This window comes from Bacteroides sp. 1_1_30 (assembly GCF_020982715.1).
In the GTDB taxonomy this organism is placed as follows: domain Bacteria; phylum Bacteroidota; class Bacteroidia; order Bacteroidales; family Bacteroidaceae; genus Bacteroides; species Bacteroides xylanisolvens.
The window spans coordinates 94,087-115,706 of sequence record NZ_JAJKHN010000005.1; the positions used below are offsets into that span (position 1 = coordinate 94,087).

The following is a 21,620-nucleotide window of genomic DNA, read 5'->3' on the forward strand; positions in this document are numbered from 1 at the left end:
TTTATCTTTGCAAATATAGAAACTTTTTCTGTTATGAATCTAAAACTCCTTGTTATAATAGGTTTAATGGATGTATCGCCCGACGAATGCACGGACTCGGTCGGTGTACTCCTGTTTATTCTCTTGGTATGAAACAGCATGGGCCGCTCCCGGCACAATCCATAGTTCTTTGGGCTCCGGTTTGGCTTCGTAAAGCGGGTATACCATCCAGGTAGGCACATACGTGTCTTTGTCCCCGTGGATAAATAACATTGGAAGTTGTGATTTGGCTACCTGTTTCAGTGAAGAAGCTTCTTTGAAATTCCATCCATATTTCTTTTCGCAAAGCCAGCTTGTGGTGTACATGAGTGGAAAAGGAGGAAGATGGAAACTTGTTTTCAACTCGTGTGAGAATTCATCCCATACACTGGTGTAACCGCAATCTTCTACAAAGCATTTGACAAACGGCTTTTGCTCCTCACCGGACACCATCATGGTCGTTGCACCTCCCATTGAAATTCCGTGTACAACCATCTGTGTGCTGTCTCCGAAGATTTCATTGGCGATGTTCATCCATTGCAACACGTCCCAACGGTCTTTCCAGCCCATTTGAATGGCAGGGCCTTCACTTTCTCCCTGATGTTGCAGATCGGGAAGTAATATATTATATCCTAAATCGCGATTATACAGATAACCGATCATAAACATGCGGATAGCATTATCCGTATATCCGTGTACAATGACTGCGGTCTTGCTGGTGGGTTGGGGAGCAGCCACATAATAAGCATGCAGTTGTATTCCGTGTGGGTTAATAATGAAAGTGTCTTTCAGTGCATCCACCTGTTTCAGACTATCCACCCATGGACGCAAGAAAGGGTAGTTTTTATACATAAAAGGATAAGAGTCAGCATCTTTAGACAAAATTTTGCCATTCGGAGTCAATGAGAAGTTTAACATATAAAAACTTCCTCCGATGGTGCAGCCGGTCAATGCCAGCATGATAAAAATGATGCTATATACTACTTTTCTCCTCATAAAAACTTCTCTCTAACCCTTATTTATGCCATATCTCCCAGGCGGCAAATGCCTGAAGCAGGAGCATTTCCAGGCCGTTTTTCACAACAGCCCCTTGCGCTTCTCCTTTTTTCATGAACAGCGTAACGTTCGGATTATATAACAAATCGTAGAGCAAATGGTTTGGTGTCAGAAGTTCATAAGGGATATTAGGGCAGAAATCTACCTTAGGAAACATTCCTACGGGGGTACTATTGACAATGACTGTGTATTCTGCCATAATTTCGGGAGTCAGTTCTTCATAAATCAGCATATCGTCGGCTTTGTGGGTGCGCGATACGAAGATGCTTTCGATACCTAGATTCTTCAGACCGTGGTAGACAGCTTTGGAAGCTCCGCCGGTACCCAAAATCAACGCTTTCTTGTGATGAGGCTGCAACAAGGGCTGGATGGATTGAGTGAATCCAATGATATCGGAGTTGTAACCCACCAATTTGACTTTTCCTTTTGGCTGGCGAATGATTTTAATTACATTGACTGCGCCTATCTTTGCGGTGTCACGATCGAGTTCATCCAGAAAAGGAATCACTTGTTCTTTGTAAGGGATGGTGACATTGAGCCCGCACAGGTTGGGATTCTCTTCGATCACTTCCATGAAGTCATTGATACTGGGAATCTCGAAATTCACATACTCTGCATTGATTCCTTCGGATTTGAACTTCTCATTAAAGTATCCGATAGAAAATGAATGTCGCAGAGGATAGCCGATTAAACCATATTTTTCCATAATATAATAAGGGTTAAATTAATCATTCACAATGAATTGCTATTTTGTTGCGGTATAAAGAGTGCAGATGCCAAAGGTCAGCCGTTTGAAGTTGACTTCGCTAAATCCGGCTCGGGCGATGACTCCTTTCATCACTTCCCCTTGAGGAAATACTTTGATGGTATCCGGCAGATAGCGGTAGGCACTGTTATCTTTGGAGAGCAGTTTGCCCAATAATGGAATGACGACTTTTGAGTAGATGGAAAACAATTGTTTCATCGGGAAACGGTCCGGAGTGGTAAGTTCCAAAATCACAAGATGACCGCCCGGTTTCAATACACGGCACATTTCGGAGAGTCCTTTGTCGAGGTCTTCGAAATTGCGGATACCGAAAGCTACGGTGATGGCGTCAAAATCATTGTCGGCAAAAGAGAGTGAAGTACAGTCCTCCCGGGCAAAAGAGATCTTGTCCGATAGTCCTTCCTTTTTTACTTTTTCACGTCCCACATTCATCATGCCTTCCGAGATGTCCGTCCCGATCAGTTCGGCAGGTTGCAGTTTACGACAGGCGAGGATAGCAAAATCTCCTGTGCCGGTAGCTACATCCATCATACGCTGCGGTTGGAAAGGGCGTAACCAGGCAATCGCTTTTTTGCGCCAGCTGCGGTCGATACCTAGAGATAAGGTATGGTTCAGCTTATCGTATGCATGCGCGATGTTGTCGAACATTCGTTCCACTTGCTCGGTCTTTTTTCCTTCTTCGTCGTAAGGCTTGATATGTTGTTGTGGGTAGTCCATTCTTTTTAATTGATAGTTGATAAATGATAGTTGGAAGATGATAGTTGATAAATGATAGTTGGCGGATAATAATTAAGGTTGAAGTTATATGCGATGAATTGCATACGAACTGTCATTCATTATCTGTCAACTATCATTTATTATCTGTCATTTGTTGACTATCAACGATTCAAGAACGTTTCAACGTTTTTGAATATACGTTCAGCGATGTTGGTGGTATCTTCTTTCACAAACTTCTCACCGGTGATGTTTTCGAACAATTCGATGTAACGGTCACTGATGCTTTGTACGATAGCCGGAGTCATTTCAGGCACTTTCTGACCGTCTTTGCCCTGGAAACCGTTTTCCATCAACCATTCGCGAACGAACTCTTTAGAAAGTTGTTTCTGGGGTTCGCCTTTTTCGAAACGTTCCTGGTAACCTTCAGCATAGAAATAACGGCTTGAATCTGGAGTGTGGATTTCGTCCATCAGGTAGATAGTACCGTTGTGCTTGCCGAATTCGTATTTTGTATCTACGAGAATCAGTCCGCGTTCTGCTGCGATTTCAGTACCGCGTTTGAAAAGGGCTAATGTATATTTTTCGAGGATTTCATACTCTTCCGGAGTAGCCAATCCCTGTTTCAGGATTTCTTCTTTAGAGATGTCTTCGTCGTGCAATCCCATTTCTGCTTTCGTAGTCGGAGTGACGATCGGTTCGGGGAATTTTTGGTTTTCGCGCATTCCGTCCGGCAATTTTACGCCGCAAATCTCGCGTACACCGCTTTTGTAAGCCCGCCATGCGCTACCGCACAGGTAACCACGTACAATCATTTCCACCGGAAAACCTTCACACAACACACCCACTGTTACCATTGGGTCCGGAGTAGCCATTTTCCAGTTCGGACAGATGTCAGTAGTGGCATCGAGGAATTTAGCTGCAATCTGGTTCAGCATTTGTCCTTTGTAAGGAATACCTTCAGGTAGTACTACGTCAAAGGCCGAAATACGGTCGGTTGCTACCATGACGAGTTTTTCGCCGTTGATGTTGTACACATCGCGCACTTTTCCGTGGTACACACTTTTCTGTCCCGGAAAGTTGAAATCTGTTTTTGTTAATGCTTTCATAATGATATATATATTAAAATTATGCTTCTTTCTTTAATTTCACCACGGAGGACACGGAATACACAGAGTCTTCATTGAGATATTTGGATTAAATCCTCTGTGTACTCTGTGTCCTCTGTGGTGAACCGTTCCGTTCGGCTTTCGCTTCTTTATCGAACTTTTCGTAAGCATCCACGATACGTTCCACCAGTTTATGGCGTACAATATCTTTCTTATTCAGTTCAACAAAACTGATCCCTTTCACTCCCTTCAAGATGCGGAGGGCTTGCACCAATCCTGACGTTTGTGAAGCGGGAAGGTCAATCTGTGTCATGTCTCCCGTCACAATCATCTTGGTGTTCATCCCCATACGGGTGAGGAACATTTTGATTTGTTGGGCGGTAGTATTCTGGGCTTCGTCCAATATAACGACTGCATCATTCAGCGTACGTCCGCGCATAAAGGCTAACGGGGCAATCTGGATAATGTTCAATTCCATGTATTCCTTTAACTTGGCGGCAGGTATCATATCCTGCAAGGCGTCATATAAAGGTTGTAGGTATGGATCGATCTTATCTTTCATGTCGCCGGGCAGGAAACCGAGTTTTTCTCCGGCTTCTACGGCGGGGCGGCTAAGAATGATTTTTTTGATTTCTTTGTTTTTCAATGCACGCACGGCAAGGGCGATAGCAGTGTATGTTTTTCCCGAACCTGCCGGACCGATGGCGAATACCATATCATTTTTGGCGAATCCTTCTACCAGTTTCAACTGGTTTTCGCTTCGGGGGATGATAGGCTTGCCCGTGACGCTGAACACAATCACGTTTCCTGTCTGTTCCGCTTGCGGAGCATTTCCTTTTATAATGTCAATGATGACTTCTTCTTTCAGTGAATTATATTCGGCGCAGTACTTTTCAAGTTTGGTGATATTTTCCTCGAAGGCACACATTTCTTCCTCGTCGCCCAGCACTTTGATGACATTGCCTCGGGCAACTATGCGTAGCTTTGGATATAAAGCTTTAATTAACTGTATGTTGGCGTTGTTTACACCGTAAAAAATAACCGGATCAATGTCCTCAAGAACAATCAGCTTCTCTATCATTAAGTTGTATTAAAGAAAAATTTCTGCAAATTTAATCAAACGTTTTGGATTCTCTGATTGTTTGGAGGTGAATTTTACTGCAAATCTTCTACTATCCACTTTTCGATGTTTCTTGTTTCATTACTGAAATTAATGCCTATTTTAAATATTTGTCGCTTGTCGGCAGCAAATGCTTGTGCATAATGTTTGTCATTGATTTGTTGCAGAGCTTCTTCGGCGGTTCCCTCTAGCTTGAATTCCATTACATAGATGAAATGATCGGTTTGCAGGACGAGGTCAATGCGTCCTTGTGAGGTATGATACTCTGCTTTTACATAGAATCCAATGAGTTTAAATACGATGAAGAGTACATTTTGATAATGTAGTTCCAAATCGCGTACCAATTCGTAAGGTGTATCGGCAAAGAAACTTTGTAGGCGGCGGAAAAAGGCATCATAATCACCGCTTCGTACTTCGGCTACAAATTTACGAATTTGGAATGGTGACTCGATAGCATCTATGTTTGTGTAGAATGGAAGAAGATATTTAACAAAACCTTCTTCTACTTCCCGATTGGGAAATCCCAGGCGATAAGTTCCAAACTCTTTGTCGAATCCTTTGATAGTAAGATATCCACTTTGATAGATGACCGGAATAGGATTTCGGGACGTCGAATCAATGCTGTTCAGTACATCTGCATCCGTTTCTTCATGCGTGATACGTTGGAGATTGTAATTGGATTTCTTTAGTAATTCTACCAGATAAGTCGGGGTGCCGGTCTCAAACCAGTAACTACCGAATTTCATCTTATAGAATGTGTTGAGCAAACTGAATGGGTTGTATATTCCTATGGAGTTTTCTACGAAATGATAACCATCATAACATTCTTTCAGTTCGGAGCATACCTCCTCATAAGTCATTTTTTGCTTATCAGCCAAGATATGCAAGTCTTCTTCCATATTGTCGTGGATTTCTTTCTCTGTGATGCCGCAGAGTTCCACGTACTGTTCATCCATTGAAATATCAATCAGATTGTTCAGGTCGCTGAATACACTGACTTTTCCGAATTTGGTGACACCTGTAAGGAATCCGAGTTTGATGCATCCGTCTTTACTCTTTAATGCTCCATAGAAAGGCTTTAGTGTGTTTCGGTAATATTTTTGCAGTTCTTCGTTTCCGATAGCTTGCAGCATAGGTTTGTCATATTCGTCTACAAGGATAACGACACGTTGCCCGGTCTGTTCGTAAGCCCGCTGTATGATGCCTGCAAAGCGTAAAGAAAAGGAAACTTCCGACGGGCGTGTGCCATACAGGCTTTCCCAATGTTCCAGATTGTCATTGAGTATTTGGTCCAGACTTTCGGGAGTATCATATTTCTCGATATTTAAATCAAGGTGTAATATCGGGTGTTTGATCCAGTCTTTTTCCAGTTGTTCGATAGCCAATCCTTCGAATAGTTCTTTCTTTCCCTGATAGTATGCTTCAAGAGTAGATATAAGCAGACTCTTCCCAAAGCGGCGGGGACGGCTAAGAAAATAGTAACGGCCGGTTTTTACTAATTGGTAAATGAGTCTGGTTTTATCTACATAGAGATAACCATCGTTACGGAGACTTTCAAAATTCTGTATGCCGATAGGATATAGCTTGCTCATAATCTGATTCTTTTAGCGTTGGATTCATACAAAGATAGCTGTTTTCCATCTTAACACAAAATTTACCTTGAAGGTTTTATGATATGCTAGTCAAAGATTTTGAAAAAAGGTATTTATCGGGCGGTGATATGGAAACATCCTTGCTTCAATTCATATTTGATGTAGCATTTTTCAGCTTGTCGCAGGTCTCTTAAAACCTCGGACAAGACAAGTTTCAGTGTATCGGCACTTACATCCTGTAACGGTCTTCCATCCTTGTCTTCTACCTTTTTGAAACGTTTCCAACTGACATCAAAGGTGGCTCCAAAGCAGTGTGCCGAGTTGGCGGAAGCATTTCCGTTGCGACGGCGGAGGCGTTTCACATCGTTTTCGGTACGCAGTACGGAAGTAATAATTACCTGGTTGGGGTTTAGACCTTTGGCTGCCAATGAATCGAGGAAATTGGAACCGATTGTATCGAGCAGTGCACTGGCACGCGGTACGAGATAGGGGATAGAGTGTGTCAGTGAATCTACTACATAAAACTCATTGTCGGTAATATGAGTTAGCTTTTCTTTCATATCTTCTGCTGCTTCCCGGTCTGCCAATGGACGGATACCTATCTTTTTGGCTACTTCCAGATGTGCGTCATTCAAATCAGGGAAAGAACGTTTATAGCTGACGACGCCACGAATATTGCGTGGCTCATTCAGTTTCAGCGACATGTCTTTCTTTTTGCAGCCCGAAGTAAGCGTTGTAAGCCCAATAACTAGTAAAGATAGCGGTAATATGCGAAGCTTATAAATAGTCATTTTATATTTTTTGCTCGCAAATATACGCTATTTTTTCATACGTTCTATGCTTTGCATTATTTTCTGGCTCATACTTTGGGGTTATTCCAAAATATTCTCTGGTATTTCAGGATAGGTGTTTAGTATCCCTATTATGGTATAATCTGTATTGTCAATTGTTGTTTTTAGTGTGGGTACTATTGTATGTTCACTTCTGGTAAGAGCTTTTTCTACAAGTTCTTTCCAATCTATATCTAGAAATTTTGATATAAGATTTAGAACGGCATTTGCACTCGTAACTCCATCGTATAGTTCAAATCTTAATTTGTGAGGGGTGGGAGGAACTGTTGCATCGCTGAAATTTCCTTGTTCGTCAGATGCATAGTTTAGTGTTAAATAAGGTATGGCGTATGTAGGAGACGAGTTGCCGGAACCGCTTTCTAACTTGGTGAAAAAATCGTATGTTCCTTTTGCTATTGGAGTACGAGATATTTCGTCTCTAGACTCAATATAACGGAAAAAATAGCAATCTTTAGCTTCATTGTTAATAAGATAAACTATAGTGCCATTAGAAAGTGCCGGATGATTACCTTTTTTTATAGCGTATGCCAAATAACTGTCTGTAATTTTAATTCTTAAATCAGCCGTTTCGTTGGTGATATTATCTTTTACTTTCACCTTTGTTTCTCCTTTCTTTTTTGGGGGTGATCCTTAAGCTTCCCATTCCTATCGAACTGGATAAATCTACATCTATATTTAAAATGTCAGTTTTTTCTACAGTTACGGTGTAGTCCCTATTTCCACCTGTGATGGTGATATTGGTTGTTCCTAACAAAGGTCGTTCGTAATACTCTTTTTCGAAGGATAAAGAATATATCTTTTTTTCATCGTTATTTCCACAGCTAAAAAAAATAATTGTATAGAGAAATGACAGTAGTGCTCCAAGTAAATGTTTTGTCTTCATGATTATTCTGTTTTATAGTTTTGCAGGAGAGATATAGTCTTATAAGTTCCTGTGTTGATGTTGGAGGCAAATATAAAGATTTTATCAATATGTTGAAGTAAATAGTGTATTTATTTCTTGTCCTCCAGCTATTTTTCATACATTTGTAGCGGTTTATAAAAATAAGCCACTTTCCCACTAAACATAACACACATGAAAACAGATTTCGATTACAATTCTATGCCCGTTAGCTTCGCTCATTGCTTGAACGGACATTGTTTGCGTGCGGACAAATGCCTGCGACGACAAGTATCTCTCCGAATGCCGAAAGAGCGGGCTACTGTAATGGTTATTAATCCCGAACATATCGCTTCCGATGGTGGGGACTGTACTTACTTTATTGATGAAAAGCCGGTGCTCTTTGCACGGGGTATGAAACATTTGCTGGACCAAGTGCCGCTTGCTGATGCCACCGTTATCAAACGACAGATGATGGCCTACTTCGGCAAAACGATCTATTACCGTTGTTGCAACAAGGAACGGCTGATTAAACCGAAGGAGCAGGAATACATACAGGGACTTTTCCGCAGGCGGGGAATTACCGAAATGCCTCAATTTGACGAATATGTAGAATACTATGATCTTGGGTAAGTATATCCGTTAGTTCCATTAGTCCCATATATTGTGGGAAAGTATTCCCTCATATTATGGGAATTTGTTCCCACAAAATGAGGGAATAAATTCCCACCAGCTAGGGAATCTTTTCCCACAATATGTGGGACTATCTGATTCTGTAATCCCCTGATAATAGTTGACTACCTTTTTCCCTTATCTTCGGGTTGGGTTGACATTGATTAGATAGGTATTATATAGCAGTCCCGGTATGAGAAATGCATGATGAAGGTATGAGAAATGCCTGCTTTTTATGGCATTTCAGGCAAAATACTATGAGAAACACCTTTTTTGGAAAGTATTTCTCATAGTGTTAATATTTTGAATTATAGGTGATTATCTTGTAAAGTATGAGAATATGAGAAATGATTACGAAAAATCATTGGTTCTTAATCAAATTCCGTGCTACTTATTTATGTTCAATAACCTTATTCATGGCTATTCCGGGGTACTTTAAGATGCATATAGCTTGGATAATTTATTTGCTATTTCTAATATGCCGATATCCCTTTATCCATCAACCTTTCAATGAGCTTTACTAGCACGGAATTTGAAGAAGAACCAAATCATTTCTAGTGCCTAAGCGGAGCTGACCGAAATAGGTGACATTCCAGGATTATTGTAACTGTATACAAAGAATGAGCGATATGGCTTCATGACTTATTACATGTTTTACGTTACATATTTTATGTAACACAAAGAACGTAATAAATCTGGAATATTCAAAGATTTATTTGAATTATATAAAAAAACAAACGCTGATGAGAACAAGCGATCATTCTTTTCTCATCAGCGTATATTATGTCGGATTACAACTATTTCTTATCTTTTTTCTCCATCAGCTTTGGTTGCAGGCTTTTCCTCCGTTTTGCTTTCCGGATTGATAATACCTTTCACTGTTTCACCGATAGGAAGTTTGTCTAATACGCCAAGGCTCGGAGCTACTGTCTTTACTAATGTATTCAGGAAATTACTAGTTCCACCATTTCCTCCGTCGAATACGGTGATATTTCCTAAGTTCATGTGTTCGAATGCCTTCACCTGTTCGCCGGCGATTTCCTTCCACTGGTCTACCATCTTATATTGGATAGCGATAGCCGGATTCGATTCGGCCGCTCTTACCATTGCTTCGAAACCTTCCGCTTCCGCAAGTAATGACCGTTTCTTACCTTCCGCTTCTGCTTCCAGTTTCATTTGGATAGCTTTTGCTTCCGCTTCGGCTTGTGCTAAAGTAGCCTTTGCGCGTGCTTCCGCTTCGCGGGTAATCTTTTCAGCGATGGCATTTGCCTGAAGAATAGCTTCCTGTCTGGCGATTTCCGCAGGAACAATCTTTTCAGCCTTCAATGAAGATTCCACTTTCCGTGCCTTAGCTTCTTCCACTTCCTTTTGCGCAATTTCGCGTGCAGTCTGTACGGCAGCTTCCGATTTCGCGGCAGCTTCACCGGCTTGCTTGTCGGCATTGGCTTGTGTTACAGCTAGTTCTGCATTGGAAAGTGCTACCTCTTTCTGTGCGTCATTTCGTCCGATGGCAGCTTTCTTTGCAGCTTCCGCCTGTTTGATTTCCATGTCGGAATTCAGTTCGGCAACGCGGCTTTCCTTTTCGGTATTTGCCTGCTCGATTCGGATATTCTTTTCAGCTTCAGCCTTTGCTACTTGCGATTCTTTTTCCGCGTTGGCGATGGCTACTTGCGAGATTCTGTCCTTATCCGCATTTGCAACAGAGATTTCCTGTTGTTTCTTTGTTTCTGCAATAGCAATATCCTGATCTTTGCGGGTTTCTGCTACTTTCGTTTCACGTTCCTTTATCTGATTGGCAATTTTGATAGCACCCAGCTTTTCCTGTTCTTCGATGTTAGCCTGTGCTTCGTTCAGTGCTTTACTTTCAGCTTCCTTACCTAAGTTGACAATGTAGTTGGCAGCGTCGCGAATGTCACTGATGTTAATGTTCATCAGATACAAACCGAATTTGCGAAGTTCGGTATCGATGTTATCTTTCACTTTAGCCAGGAACTTATCTCGGTCTGAATTTAATTCTTCGATAGTCATATCGGCGATCACCATACGCATCTGACCATATACAACATCAGTAATTAAGTTCTGCTTGTCATCCATTGTTAATCCCAGCATACGTTCAGCAGCGTTTTGCATCACTTCAGGATCGGTGCTGATAGCTACAGTGATTGTAGTCGGCACGTCTACACGAATGTTTTGAGCGGATAATGCACCGGTCAGTTTACATTCGATCTGCATTGGTTTCATGGACAGGAATTCATATCCCTGAATAATCGGCCATACAAAAGCCGCACCACCATGATATAGCTTTGCCGACTTCTTATCTCCTCCCGTTTTACCATATACAACGAGGACTTCATCACTCTTACATTTGCGGTAACGCGAAAGGATACCAATAAAAGTGAGTAGGATGACTGCCACTAATATAGCAGCCATGATTAACATTTCTTGTGTCATAAAATTGTGTATTTGAATAATTATTGAATGAATAGCGTTCCGTCTTTGTAGCTGGTAATCATTGTTCTGTCGCCAGTCTGATATGCTTTTCCGGATTCGGAGATGACGTCTACTTCGCGCATGGCTCCGTCCCGGGTGGTCTGTACAGTATATTTGCTGTCGCTTTGTTTGAAATAGATCACACATTCCCGTCCCACAAGCTGATCGGTTTGCTCGTTGTGGTTCACTTGTTGCAGTTGATAAGCTTTCTTATAGAGGAACCAGACGGCAAAAACAAAGAAAAGACCCACTAGAATACCGATTATGTAACTTTGAATTTCCGTGTTTCCCGCCAGATACATGTACCATCCGAATCCAATTCCGAAATGGGTAAGTCCTTTAAAAGAAACTACGCTACTGATATCAGCATCCACGTCTACATCTGCATCTATATCTCCGAAAAAGATGGATAATACGAATTGAATAAGAAAGATGCCTGTCGTGACGAGGGCGATGATGAGGAAAATGGTACTACTCATAATTGTGGGGTATTAGTAAATCATGATTATTTTGTTCTGTAAATATACAGGTTTATGTGAATTATACAAAGATAAATGAGATAAAATGATTAATTTTGCGCGCGAAAACCCTAAAATGAGGAATTAGCGTGCAAAGGTATTTTATTTATTTGGCTTACGACGGGACCAACTATCATGGTTGGCAAATTCAACCGAATGGGATTAGTGTGCAGGAATGTCTGATGAAAGCATTGTCTACCTTTCTGCGTCGCGAAATTGAAGTAATAGGGGCAGGTCGGACAGATGCCGGGGTACATGCTTCCCTGATGGTTGCTCATTTTGACTTCGATGAGCCGTTGGATGAAATATCAGTTGCCGATAAATTAAACCGTTTGTTACCTCCCGATATTTCCATTTATCGTGTTTGCCGGGTCCGGCCGGATGCGCATGCCCGTTTTGATGCGACTGCGCGAACTTACAAGTATTATGTAACGACATCGAAATATCCTTTTAACCGGCAATATCGTTGGCGAGTTTATAATCAATTGGATTATGCACTCATGAATGAAGCTGCACGTACCCTTTTCGAGTACACTGACTTTACGAGCTTCAGCAAACTTCATACGGATGTAAAGACCAATATCTGCCATATCACTCATGCCGAATGGACCCAGGAAGATGATGCTACGTGGGTGTTTACCATCCGTGCCGACCGTTTCCTGCGAAATATGGTGCGAGCTATCGTAGGTACGCTGATTGAAGTGGGACGGGGGAAACTTACTATCGAAGGCTTCCGGCGGGTTATCGAACAACAAGACCGTTGCAAAGCCGGAACATCTGCTCCGGGGCAAGCCCTGTTTCTGGTAAATGTGGAATATCCCGAAAGTATATTTGAATAATAAATAATAAATATTCTCATGTGGTTATTATTAGCATTTCTCTCGGCTACTTTGCTGGGCTTTTATGATGTATTCAAGAAGAAATCGTTGAAAGATAATGCGGTACTTCCCGTTTTGTTTCTAAATACATTTTTTTCCAGTCTCATCTTTCTGCCGTTTATCCTGATATCCGTATATAAACCGGACCTGTTGGGAGGAACGATATTTGATGTTCCCGTTGTTGGCTGGGAACAGCATAAATATATCATCATCAAGTCGTTCATCGTGTTGTCTTCGTGGATATTCGGATATTTCGGAATGAAACATCTGCCTTTAACCATAGTAGGACCTATCAACGCCACTCGTCCGGTGATGGTGCTCGTGGGAGCGATGCTGGTATTTGGCGAACGGTTGAATCTCTATCAATGGATCGGGGTAATGCTGGCCATTGTTTCTTTCTTTATGTTAAGTCGTTCGGGGAAGAAAGAAGGAATTGATTTTAAACATAACAAATGGATATTCTTTATTGTGTTGGCTGCCATTACAGGTGCTATCAGCGGATTGTATGACAAGTATCTGATGAAGTCTCTGAATCCGATGCTGGTACAATCCTGGTATAATGTTTATCAGGTGTTTATTATGTGTCCTATTCTATTATTGCTTTGGTGGCCTAAAAGAAAGTCTACCACCCCGTTTCGCTGGGACTGGACGATTATCCTGATTTCTATCTTCCTTTCGGCTGCCGATTTCGTTTACTTTTACGCATTGAGCTATGACGATTCCATGATTTCCATCGTTTCGATGGTCCGTCGGGGAAGTGTAGTAGTCTCTTTCACTTTCGGTGCGCTTCTCTTCCGTGAAAAGAATTTAAAAAGCAAAGCGATTGACCTTATACTGGTGTTAATCGGAATGATATTCTTATATTTGGGGTCTAAAAATTAAAACAGTTACACAAAATCTGTTTGTCACAGGTTAAATAAGATAGATATGAAAATAAATAAATTTGTAATCACTATATTCTTTTCTGCTGTCGGACTCTTTGCTTCGACCGCTCTTTGGGCACAAGAAGCCAAAACGCTGTTTGTGAATATGCCGGATTCTCTAAGCCCGTTACTAACCAAAGTAAACCGGGAAGATTGTATTGACTTTCTGGAAAGTAAGATGAAAGCGCAAGTAGAGAATCGTTTCGGCAAGAAGTCGGAGATGACTGATCTAAGTAAAGATTATATTCGTATGCAGATGTCTTCTCAATCTACCTGGCAGATGAAAGTGTTGGCTTTGAATGACTCGACGAACGTGATCTGTACAGTCTCTACAGCTTGTGCACCTGCCTGCGACAGCAGCATCCGTTTCTATACAGATGACTGGAAACCGCTTACAGCATCTCTCTTTATTACCCTGCCTGTGATGGGCGACTTTTTGAATACGCCGGATTCAGCAGGTGTTTATGAGTTTGACGAGGCACGCCGTTCGGCAGATATATTATTGATGAAAGCCGATTTTAATAAAGAAAATACAGAATTGACTGTTACATTGGCTACTCCTGATTATATGTCAACAGAAACGGCAGAGAAACTGAAACCGTTTCTCCGCCGTCCGATTGTTTATCATTGGAAGAATGGAGCCTTTACCAAATAGATAATTCTCCATTCTCTTTTTTCCTCTATTCTCAACTCTTTAAGCATTCGTTGATAAATGCGATCATTTCCGGTGTGTTGGCTTCCACGCTTTGAAGCAATTTGAATTGTGCTTTAGTACGAACCAAATTATGCTCCGGATATTTGATTTTATAATAAGTATCTCCATTGATATAGTCTGCCAAGAACCGTACACACTGCATGTATGGGAATAAAGCGGCTGCATAAGGGAGATTCTCTATCTCAATTGGAGTCAGGAATGATTTGGCTCCTTTCAGATAGCCTTTGGTAAACGCTTTGAATATTTCCATATTGAAGTTTACACGATCAAGGTCTTTATCGTCCTCATCACCCGTGTTGGCGCCTGTACGAAGGAAATCGCCATAATCGGAGAAGACAAAGCTGGGCATTACCGTATCCAGGTCGATGACACAAAGCACTTTGCCATCCTCGTCGAACATCATGTTATTCACTTTCGTATCGCAGTGGCAAACACGTTTGGGGAGTTTTCCTTCACGATATAAACGTTCTGCTTTACACATTTCATCTGCACGCTTCTCTATTTCGTCCAGATAGTATTTCACTTCCGATACCCGTCCGGCAGCATCTTTCGCAACAGCTTCACGAAGTTGTTTGAGGCGGAACTCCATGTTGTGGAAATCAGGTATGGTTTCACCCAATGTTTCCGGAATATCGGCCAACATAGCCTGGAAGTTACCAAAAGCTTCTCCAGCATAATTTGAATATTCGGGATTCACCGTCTCATACGTTTTGGCGCGTGGGATGAATACCATCACACGCCAATAGCTATCACCGTCGAACCAATATGCTTTCCCCTCTTCTGTTTCGAGGAAACTCAAAACCTTGCGCTCTATATCCGATTCTCCTGCCTCTGTTAGTTTCTTGCGAATATGATTGGTGACAGCGGTAATATTGGATTGAAGCATCTCTACATTCTGAAAAATGGCATGATTGATGCGTTGCAAAACGTAGTTGGGAGCATCTGCTTCTTTGGTGTTTACTTTGTAAGTGTCGTTAATAAGTCCTGTACCCAAAGGTTTGATTTCTTCTATCGTACCTTGGACTTTAAATTTAGCTACAATGCTAGATAAATCTTTCATGGGTTTTTTCTTTAAAAATTTATACTAAGGTTATCGATAATCGTATTTAGCCGCTTCGTTGGCCTGATTAGCCGAGCGAACAGGTACTAATGTGAAGCCCCAATGGTAATCACGATTAGCCGGGATTTGGTGGAAAGGTTCCGGGCGTGCACCCCAACTGTCATATCCGCCTACACCTTGTTGCTTCATGTCCACACAAACCTCTACGAAATCTCTCGGAACGATGTCATTAACATGATGCATTCTCCGCAATACATTACGGGCGGCATTCTCATCATGATTGGCTACTTCTTCCGGGCTAAAGTTATTCCATTGGTAAGGGTGGGGCAGTGCCTCTTCAGAGTCAAAGTCTTCGATAGAATTGCGCAAGGCATTGAAACCGATCGTACTGTCGGCTACCAAAACCAAGCCGTTTCCTTTGGCGGGAGATAAAGCGATCCAACGGGTATCGGTGTGATGTCCGTTTTCCTGTGGACGTACATAGTTGAAGTACATTTTATCTGCTGTTGTCTTATATACGCCAACGAGGGTTCCATGATTACGGTCGATATAGTTCTCTTCCGGACCACGGCCAAAGTATTGTACATTGTTCATCTGTGCCGGCAAGCGGAAACGAACACCGATACGGGGAACTTCCAGTTTGGAAGCGGCCTTGCGGGCAGCGTCACTTCCGGGAGTAAACGTAGCCATGCGGGTAGCTTCGGAAACTTCAGTTTCTGTTGCCTGCATATCTGTTGACGTGAATTTGGCATTTACATTGACTACTCCGTTCGGATAGATTTTGTACGTGACAACATACAAGTTGCCGGCAGCCAATAAGTAGGTCACATTTAAGGAAACTACCTTATTCTCTGTTGTCATGGTTGCATCCGTTACGTGGAAGTTTTTGCTTGATTGCTTCCATACCTGTAAACGTTTAGGAGCGCCATTACCATAATCATTATCATTAGGAGCACGCCAGAAGTTAGGCTGAATACCAAATCCGTCTTTGAAATATTCTGTGCCGTCCACTTTATACGAGGTAACTAATCCGCTATTCTTGTTGAATACAAAATTCACTTTGGAAGAAGAAACGATTAGCTCATCTCCTTGAGTCGTTGTTTTCAGTGCCGGACCGTTTGCTTTATAAATAGCTTTCTCTGCCTGGATAGGAAGCTGGAACTGGTCGTATGCTATTTCATATCCTGTTGGAATCAACGGTTCAGGTTCTGTGGTTGTCACGCTGAAGTTTACAAAATATTCCACTCCCGGTTGGGCTTTCAAGCCGTTTACCGGTACGGTGAATTCTTTGGATGCCTGCGGAGCAATATCCAAAGATACTTTTCCACCTTTTATAGTCTTTCCGTTAGCGAGTACGTTATAGTGAATCTGATACTTTTTCAGATTGGTGAAATAGAAACGGTTGGTGATTTTGAATATACCGGCAGCGGCATCTACTGCCTCAAAGCCTACATTCTGATGTACATATTTCACTTCAGCCATTGCCGGATGCGGACCACGATCCGGATTGACAAGACCGTTGCAGAGGAAGTTGCCATCGCTCGGCGCGTCTACACCGAAGTCACCTCCGTAAGCCCAGTATTCTCTTCCATTCTCATCTTTCTGGAGAAGACCTTGGTCTACCCAGTCCCAGATATATCCACCCTGTAGGTTCGGATATTTGTAAATCGCCTGCCATTGTCCCCACAGGTTTCCGGTGGAGTTTCCCATTGCGTGCGCATATTCGGAAGGAGCTACAGGACGGTCGCTGCCGTTCTTTCCTGTATTTTCCAGCCAGTCGGCACCTGGATATTGCGGAACATACATATCGGAGTTCCATTCCCATTGAGCACGCTCATAGTTGACAGGGCGATTCATCAGCTCTTTGTCAGCCTCTTTCAGCCACAAGTAAGTCTGATAGAAATTATATCCGTTTCCGGCTTCATTTCCCAACGACCAGAAGGTGACGCTCGGATAGTTCTTGTTGCGTTCGAACATATTGATGGTACGGTCCATGTGTGGTTTCAGCCATTCGGGGTTGTTACCCAATGAACCGCCCTTTCGAAGATCGTAATACATTCCGTGGCTTTCGACATTGGCTTCATCGTACACATAAAGACCGTATTCATCGCAAAGTTCGTAGAAACGGCGGTCTTGCGGATAGTGGCAAAGGCGTACGCTGTTCAGGTTATGTTGCTTCATAAGCTCGAAGTCACGACGCATTAACTCTTCTGTTACATAATGACCTGTTGACGGGTTGTGTTCGTGGATATTTACCCCTTTCAGTTTTAGTGGCTGACCATTGATGAACAGGCAAACGTATGGTTTTCCGTTAGCAGCTTTTTGTTCGATAGGTTTGATTTCAATACGGCGGAATCCTACATTAAAAGGAATAATCTCATTTATTTTGCCATTCTCTTTGACGGTCATCAGCAGTTTGTACAGATTCGGATGTTCGGATGTCCATGTATTGACATCTGCCAGCTTCTGATCGAAAGAAAGTGTACGTACTTCGTCCGATGGGATATAGGCGGTCTTCTCTTCAGTAGAGATTACTTTTCCCTGTGCATCCAATAGCTCATAAACTAATGTGAGATTAGTTGCTGCCTTCTCGTGATTTCTCAAATCGACATTCAAGCTGAAGATTCCATTCTTGTAGCTGTCATCCAGGGTAGACTTCACCCGGAAATCTTTGAGGGCTGCTTTAGGTTGTGAATACAGATAAACATCGCGTTCAATACCGCTCATGCGCCAGAAATCCTGACATTCCAGATAGGAACCAGTGCTCCAGCGGAAGATTTTAACGGTAAGCACGTTCTTGCCGGGCTTCACATAGTTGTTAATAAGAAACTCTGCCGGATTTTTGGAGTCTTCGCTATATCCAACTTCTTGCCCGTTGATATATACATATACGCCGGACTTGGCTCCTGCCAGATGCAGGTAGATATCCCGTCCGTCCCAATCTGCCGGAATATCAATATCCCGGCGGTAAACTCCCACCGGATTCGCTTCGGGAAGAGCCGGAGGTTGCGGATTGCGCGGCTTGAATTCATAACCATGATTGGTGTAGATGGCTATTCCGTGTCCTTGTACTTCCCAGTTGCCGGGTACCTGAATATCATTCCACGAATCTGTATTTGTATTCGGGTCAGTAATGTTGTCGGGAAGCTTTTTGTAAGAGTCTACAAAGTAGAATTTCCAGGTTCCGTTCAGCAAGCGGTAATACTTGCTTCGTTCGAACTTGCCACTCAAGGCATCAGCGCGATTGTTGTATGTCATAAAAGAAGTGCGTGGATACTCTTTGTTGACTTCAACTACCTGCACATCCTGCCAATAGGGTTTCACGGCTTTTTCAGCCATTACATTAAATGTTGTCAGGGAAAATATTCCCATGAAAATGCCTGTTAATAAATTGGGGGTTGGTCGAAATTTCATGTTTCTCAATATTGGTTTTTCATTTCTTTTTTATTTTACTTTAATATGATCGAATCCTTCTCCATAAACTCCGATGACAGCACTTTGTGACACAAATGCATTCGGGTCTATATCTTTAATCAACCGGAAGATGATAGGTGATTCCCTCTTCTTGGCTAATACGAACAGCATCTTTACTTCTCGTCCTGTATAAAAGCCGGTTGCATTGATAATCGTAACTCCCCGGTGTGGATATTCGTTGATATGCCGTCCTATTTCTTCATATTTATTGGATATGATAAAGAACTGTACGGATTGACGGGCACTATTCACTACCTGGTCGAGAACGAAGCTACAAATATAAAGAGTAACAAACCCATATACCACTTTTTCCCAGTCTTTTAAGACAAAATAACTGGAAGAAATAATAATCATATCGCAGATGAGTACGACTCTTCCTAATGTGATGTCCCGGTATTTGTTGATGATGGCTGCGATAATATCCGTGCCTCCTGTGCTTCCGTTTGCCGAAAAAGCAACCCCTATACCACCTCCACAGAAGGATGCTCCAATGACACATGCCATAAAGGGCTGGTCGTGAAGGAGTCCGAAACCTGCTGTCAGCTTTTGAATGACGGACAGAAAGAAGGTGAGGGTAAATACTCCAAAAATAGTTTTAATGCAAAACTTCATCCCCAGCAATTTGAGGGCTAGTAGCAATAAAAAGAAGTTGATGCTGAAGTACGTATACTGTACGGGAAAACCCGTAGCCCAATATACAATAGAAGCAATACCTGGTACTCCCCCGGTAGTGATATCGTTCGGAAGTAGAAAAACGGTCCAACCGATGCCATACAAAATCATGCCGATGGCAATCATTACATAATCTCTGGCTTCACGGATAATGCTTTGCTTAGAAGGTTTTGGAATAGCTGTTTTCATAAAAGTGATTATGATAATCTATAAAATGTTCAAACACGAACCCATGAATAATCCGGCTTTGGGGGAGAAGCCGGATTGGTTCATTATGTTCGTGCTAAAAGGATATATTCAGTTTTATTTTGCAAAAGCGTGACGATAGCCTTGTACTTTATTCCATCCGCCGCGAGTGAAATCGGGGACTTCTACCGGAGCAGAATTGTTTTCGATGGAAAGTCTGGTAAGTTCGGCCATGCAACACCACTCTGCCAGGTCATAAACGTCCATATCTAATGGTAATCCATTTTGCAGGCAATATGCCAGACGGTAGTCCATGATAAAGTCCATACCACCGTGGCCGCCTACTTTCTTGGCAGTTTCTTCCAACTCTATGTGAATCGGATCTTTATATTTGTCCATCAAGGCTTTCTTTACATTTTCGGATACAGAGCCATGTGCATTCAGATTTTCATGATTAGGCACATCTTTAGAATCAACTTGTGTAGGTCGCAGGCAATATTCTTCAATCGGATATTTGCTTGCATAACCATCGGCTCCTACTATCTGGTACATACGGCTGTATGGGCGGGGGGTCATTACATTGTGCTGGATCAGCATCGTTTTGCCATTTTCTGTGCGAATCAAGGTCGAAGTCTGGTCACCATTCTGGAAGTCGGTCACTTCTTCTCCTGTTTGTTTCTTAATGTAAGCCGGTCCGTTGACAGCTTTCGTATCCATAGATACCAATGTTTTCATACGGTCGCCACGGTGGATGTTAAGTACCTGACAAGCGGGACCCATACCGTGAGTCGCATATACGTCACCGCGATGCAGGTGATTATAATCCATTCGCCAGTTGTTCCAGTATTCAGGCCAGAAATCTTCCAGGTTGTGGATATATGAACCTTCTACATGAAGCACTTCTCCGAATACGCCCTGTTGTGCCATATTTAAAGAAGTCAGTTCAAAGAAGTCATATACACAGTTTTCGAGCTGCATACAATGCTTGCGGGTCTTTTCAGAAGTGTTGATTAACTGCCAGATTTCATCCAATGTCATAGCGGCAGGAACTTCGATGGCTACATGCTTGCCATGTTCCATGGCATAGACACCCATTGCAGCATGATGCTTCCAGTCTGTAGCTATGTATACAAGATCAATATCATCCCGTTCGCAAAGTTTTTTCCATGCATCTTCCTCTCCGCTGTAAGAAGCAGCTGCAGGGAGTCCGGCATTCTTCAAAATTTCTTGTGATTTTTCAACACGTTCGGGAAGCAGGTCGCATAACGCTACAATCTTAGTTCCCGGAATATGAGTCCAGCGTGCTACGGCGCCGGGACCACGCATTCCTAAGCCGATGAAACCGACACGTACGGTATCAATTTTAGGAGTAACGAGTTGGATTACATCTTCTTGTCCGGCAGGGCGGGCAGGAGTTTCTACTTTGATAGGAGTAAAGGCTTCCGGAGCCTTTGGTTGTTGAGTACAACTGGTGTGCCAAGTTAACAAAGCCAAGCCGATAGCAGTGGCTGTGAGTAGTTTCTTCATCATATTTTAAGTTTTTAATAGGGGTTATTCGCTGTTTTTCATTTACGTGTCAAAAATAGTAATTAATTAGCCAACTATTTATATTTATAACTGATATTTTCATCATAAACTTCTATTATGAGGTAGAAAATGATTCAAACTTTTTCTACCTGATTTTGTATAGTCTTGTGTATCGACAAATACATATAAAAGACAGGCCATTAGAAGGTCTTTCCTAAAAAGAAGTGGTCTTTTTAGAATTGCTTAACGTTTACTACTTTTGTTTTGATTAACTACATAAGCCGGTAATCCATTATAGTTCATTTCTGTACTGAAATGAACTAAATGATAATTTTGCGGAGTGCCCTGAAAGGGCTTAATTATATAGCGTAGGGCAACGCCCTACGTAAAAACGACAAT

17 protein-coding genes and 1 pseudogene are annotated in these 21,620 nt (G+C 42.2%); 4 read left to right on the plus strand and 14 right to left on the minus strand.

Features of this window, described 5'->3' with window-relative positions; all coding sequences use genetic code 11:
• Positions 1-63: 63 nt before the first annotated feature.
• The 8 genes and pseudogenes from LPH68_RS02380 to LPH68_RS02415 all read right to left on the minus strand — a co-directional run bounded on the left by LPH68_RS02380 (position 64) and on the right by LPH68_RS02415 (position 8,109).
• The gene (locus LPH68_RS02380) at positions 64-1,014 is read right to left on the minus strand and encodes an alpha/beta hydrolase (protein ID WP_008017214.1); all 951 of its coding nucleotides are present in this window, start codon (positions 1,012-1,014) and stop codon (positions 64-66) included.
• A 19-nt stretch (positions 1,015-1,033) separates the two neighbouring features.
• Positions 1,034-1,780, minus strand: a complete 747-nt coding sequence (locus LPH68_RS02385; RefSeq protein WP_074706682.1) for a shikimate dehydrogenase — start codon at positions 1,778-1,780, stop codon at positions 1,034-1,036.
• Between the two features lie 39 nt (positions 1,781-1,819).
• The gene (ubiE, locus tag LPH68_RS02390; RefSeq protein ID WP_004315680.1) at positions 1,820-2,557 is read right to left on the minus strand and encodes a bifunctional demethylmenaquinone methyltransferase/2-methoxy-6-polyprenyl-1,4-benzoquinol methylase UbiE; all 738 of its coding nucleotides are present in this window, start codon (positions 2,555-2,557) and stop codon (positions 1,820-1,822) included.
• A 161-nt stretch (positions 2,558-2,718) separates the two neighbouring features.
• Positions 2,719-3,663, minus strand: coding sequence for a phosphoribosylaminoimidazolesuccinocarboxamide synthase (locus LPH68_RS02395; RefSeq protein WP_004315679.1), 945 nt, complete (start codon positions 3,661-3,663; stop codon positions 2,719-2,721).
• Positions 3,664-3,751: 88 nt separating this feature from the next.
• Entirely contained in the window at positions 3,752-4,744 is a 993-nt protein-coding gene (locus LPH68_RS02400; protein ID WP_022199898.1) for a PhoH family protein, read from the minus strand.
• A 74-nt stretch (positions 4,745-4,818) separates the two neighbouring features.
• Positions 4,819-6,375 carry an ATP-binding protein gene (locus tag LPH68_RS02405; RefSeq protein ID WP_074706675.1) on the minus strand — a complete coding sequence of 519 codons (1,557 nt, stop codon included), beginning with the start codon at positions 6,373-6,375 and terminating at the stop codon, positions 4,819-4,821.
• Positions 6,376-6,488: 113 nt separating this feature from the next.
• Entirely contained in the window at positions 6,489-7,166 is a 678-nt protein-coding gene (locus LPH68_RS02410) for a DUF5715 family protein (protein WP_151923291.1), read from the minus strand.
• An 81-nt stretch (positions 7,167-7,247) separates the two neighbouring features.
• A pseudogene (locus tag LPH68_RS02415) lies at positions 7,248-8,109 on the minus strand (hypothetical protein).
• Between the two features lie 192 nt (positions 8,110-8,301).
• Between LPH68_RS02415 and LPH68_RS02425 the strand changes: the two are divergent.
• Positions 8,302-8,739 carry a DUF6078 family protein gene (locus tag LPH68_RS02425; protein WP_024986530.1) on the plus strand — a complete coding sequence of 146 codons (438 nt, stop codon included), beginning with the start codon at positions 8,302-8,304 and terminating at the stop codon, positions 8,737-8,739.
• An 843-nt stretch (positions 8,740-9,582) separates the two neighbouring features.
• Here LPH68_RS02425 and LPH68_RS02430 read toward each other — a convergent pair.
• Together LPH68_RS02430 and LPH68_RS02435 are read right to left on the minus strand one after the other, a co-directional pair.
• Positions 9,583-11,229 (minus strand): flotillin family protein, encoded by a 1,647-nt coding sequence (locus LPH68_RS02430; RefSeq protein ID WP_087323849.1) that lies wholly within the window; start codon positions 11,227-11,229, stop codon positions 9,583-9,585.
• Between the two features lie 20 nt (positions 11,230-11,249).
• Entirely contained in the window at positions 11,250-11,747 is a 498-nt protein-coding gene (locus LPH68_RS02435; protein WP_008020827.1) for a hypothetical protein, read from the minus strand.
• A 128-nt stretch (positions 11,748-11,875) separates the two neighbouring features.
• Between LPH68_RS02435 and truA the strand changes: the two genes are divergently transcribed.
• Genes truA through LPH68_RS02450 form a run of 3 tightly spaced genes read left to right on the plus strand, consistent with a single transcriptional unit; the run spans position 11,876 to position 14,242 of the window.
• Positions 11,876-12,625 carry a tRNA pseudouridine(38-40) synthase TruA gene (truA, locus tag LPH68_RS02440; protein ID WP_120143704.1) on the plus strand — a complete coding sequence of 250 codons (750 nt, stop codon included), beginning with the start codon at positions 11,876-11,878 and terminating at the stop codon, positions 12,623-12,625.
• Between the two features lie 18 nt (positions 12,626-12,643).
• Positions 12,644-13,546: a DMT family transporter gene (locus LPH68_RS02445; RefSeq protein WP_120143703.1), complete on the plus strand. Its 903-nt coding sequence runs from the start codon at positions 12,644-12,646 to the stop codon at positions 13,544-13,546.
• A 45-nt stretch (positions 13,547-13,591) separates the two neighbouring features.
• Complete coding sequence (locus tag LPH68_RS02450; protein ID WP_074911514.1) at positions 13,592-14,242, plus strand: DUF3256 family protein; 651 nt, start codon at positions 13,592-13,594, stop codon at positions 14,240-14,242.
• 31 nt (positions 14,243-14,273) lie between these two features.
• Here LPH68_RS02450 and LPH68_RS02455 read toward each other — a convergent pair whose 3' ends face one another.
• From LPH68_RS02455 to LPH68_RS02470, 4 genes are all read right to left on the minus strand, one after another.
• Entirely contained in the window at positions 14,274-15,362 is a 1,089-nt protein-coding gene (locus LPH68_RS02455; RefSeq protein WP_151923868.1) for a phosphotransferase enzyme family protein, read from the minus strand.
• A 30-nt stretch (positions 15,363-15,392) separates the two neighbouring features.
• Positions 15,393-18,734, minus strand: a complete 3,342-nt coding sequence (locus LPH68_RS02460) for a glycoside hydrolase family 2 TIM barrel-domain containing protein (RefSeq protein WP_177159846.1) — start codon at positions 18,732-18,734, stop codon at positions 15,393-15,395.
• A 72-nt stretch (positions 18,735-18,806) separates the two neighbouring features.
• Entirely contained in the window at positions 18,807-19,697 is an 891-nt protein-coding gene (locus LPH68_RS02465) for a YitT family protein (protein ID WP_015532437.1), read from the minus strand.
• A gap of 114 nt (positions 19,698-19,811) precedes the next feature.
• Entirely contained in the window at positions 19,812-21,221 is a 1,410-nt protein-coding gene (locus LPH68_RS02470; RefSeq protein WP_087318806.1) for a Gfo/Idh/MocA family protein, read from the minus strand.
• Positions 21,222-21,620 lie beyond the last annotated feature (399 nt).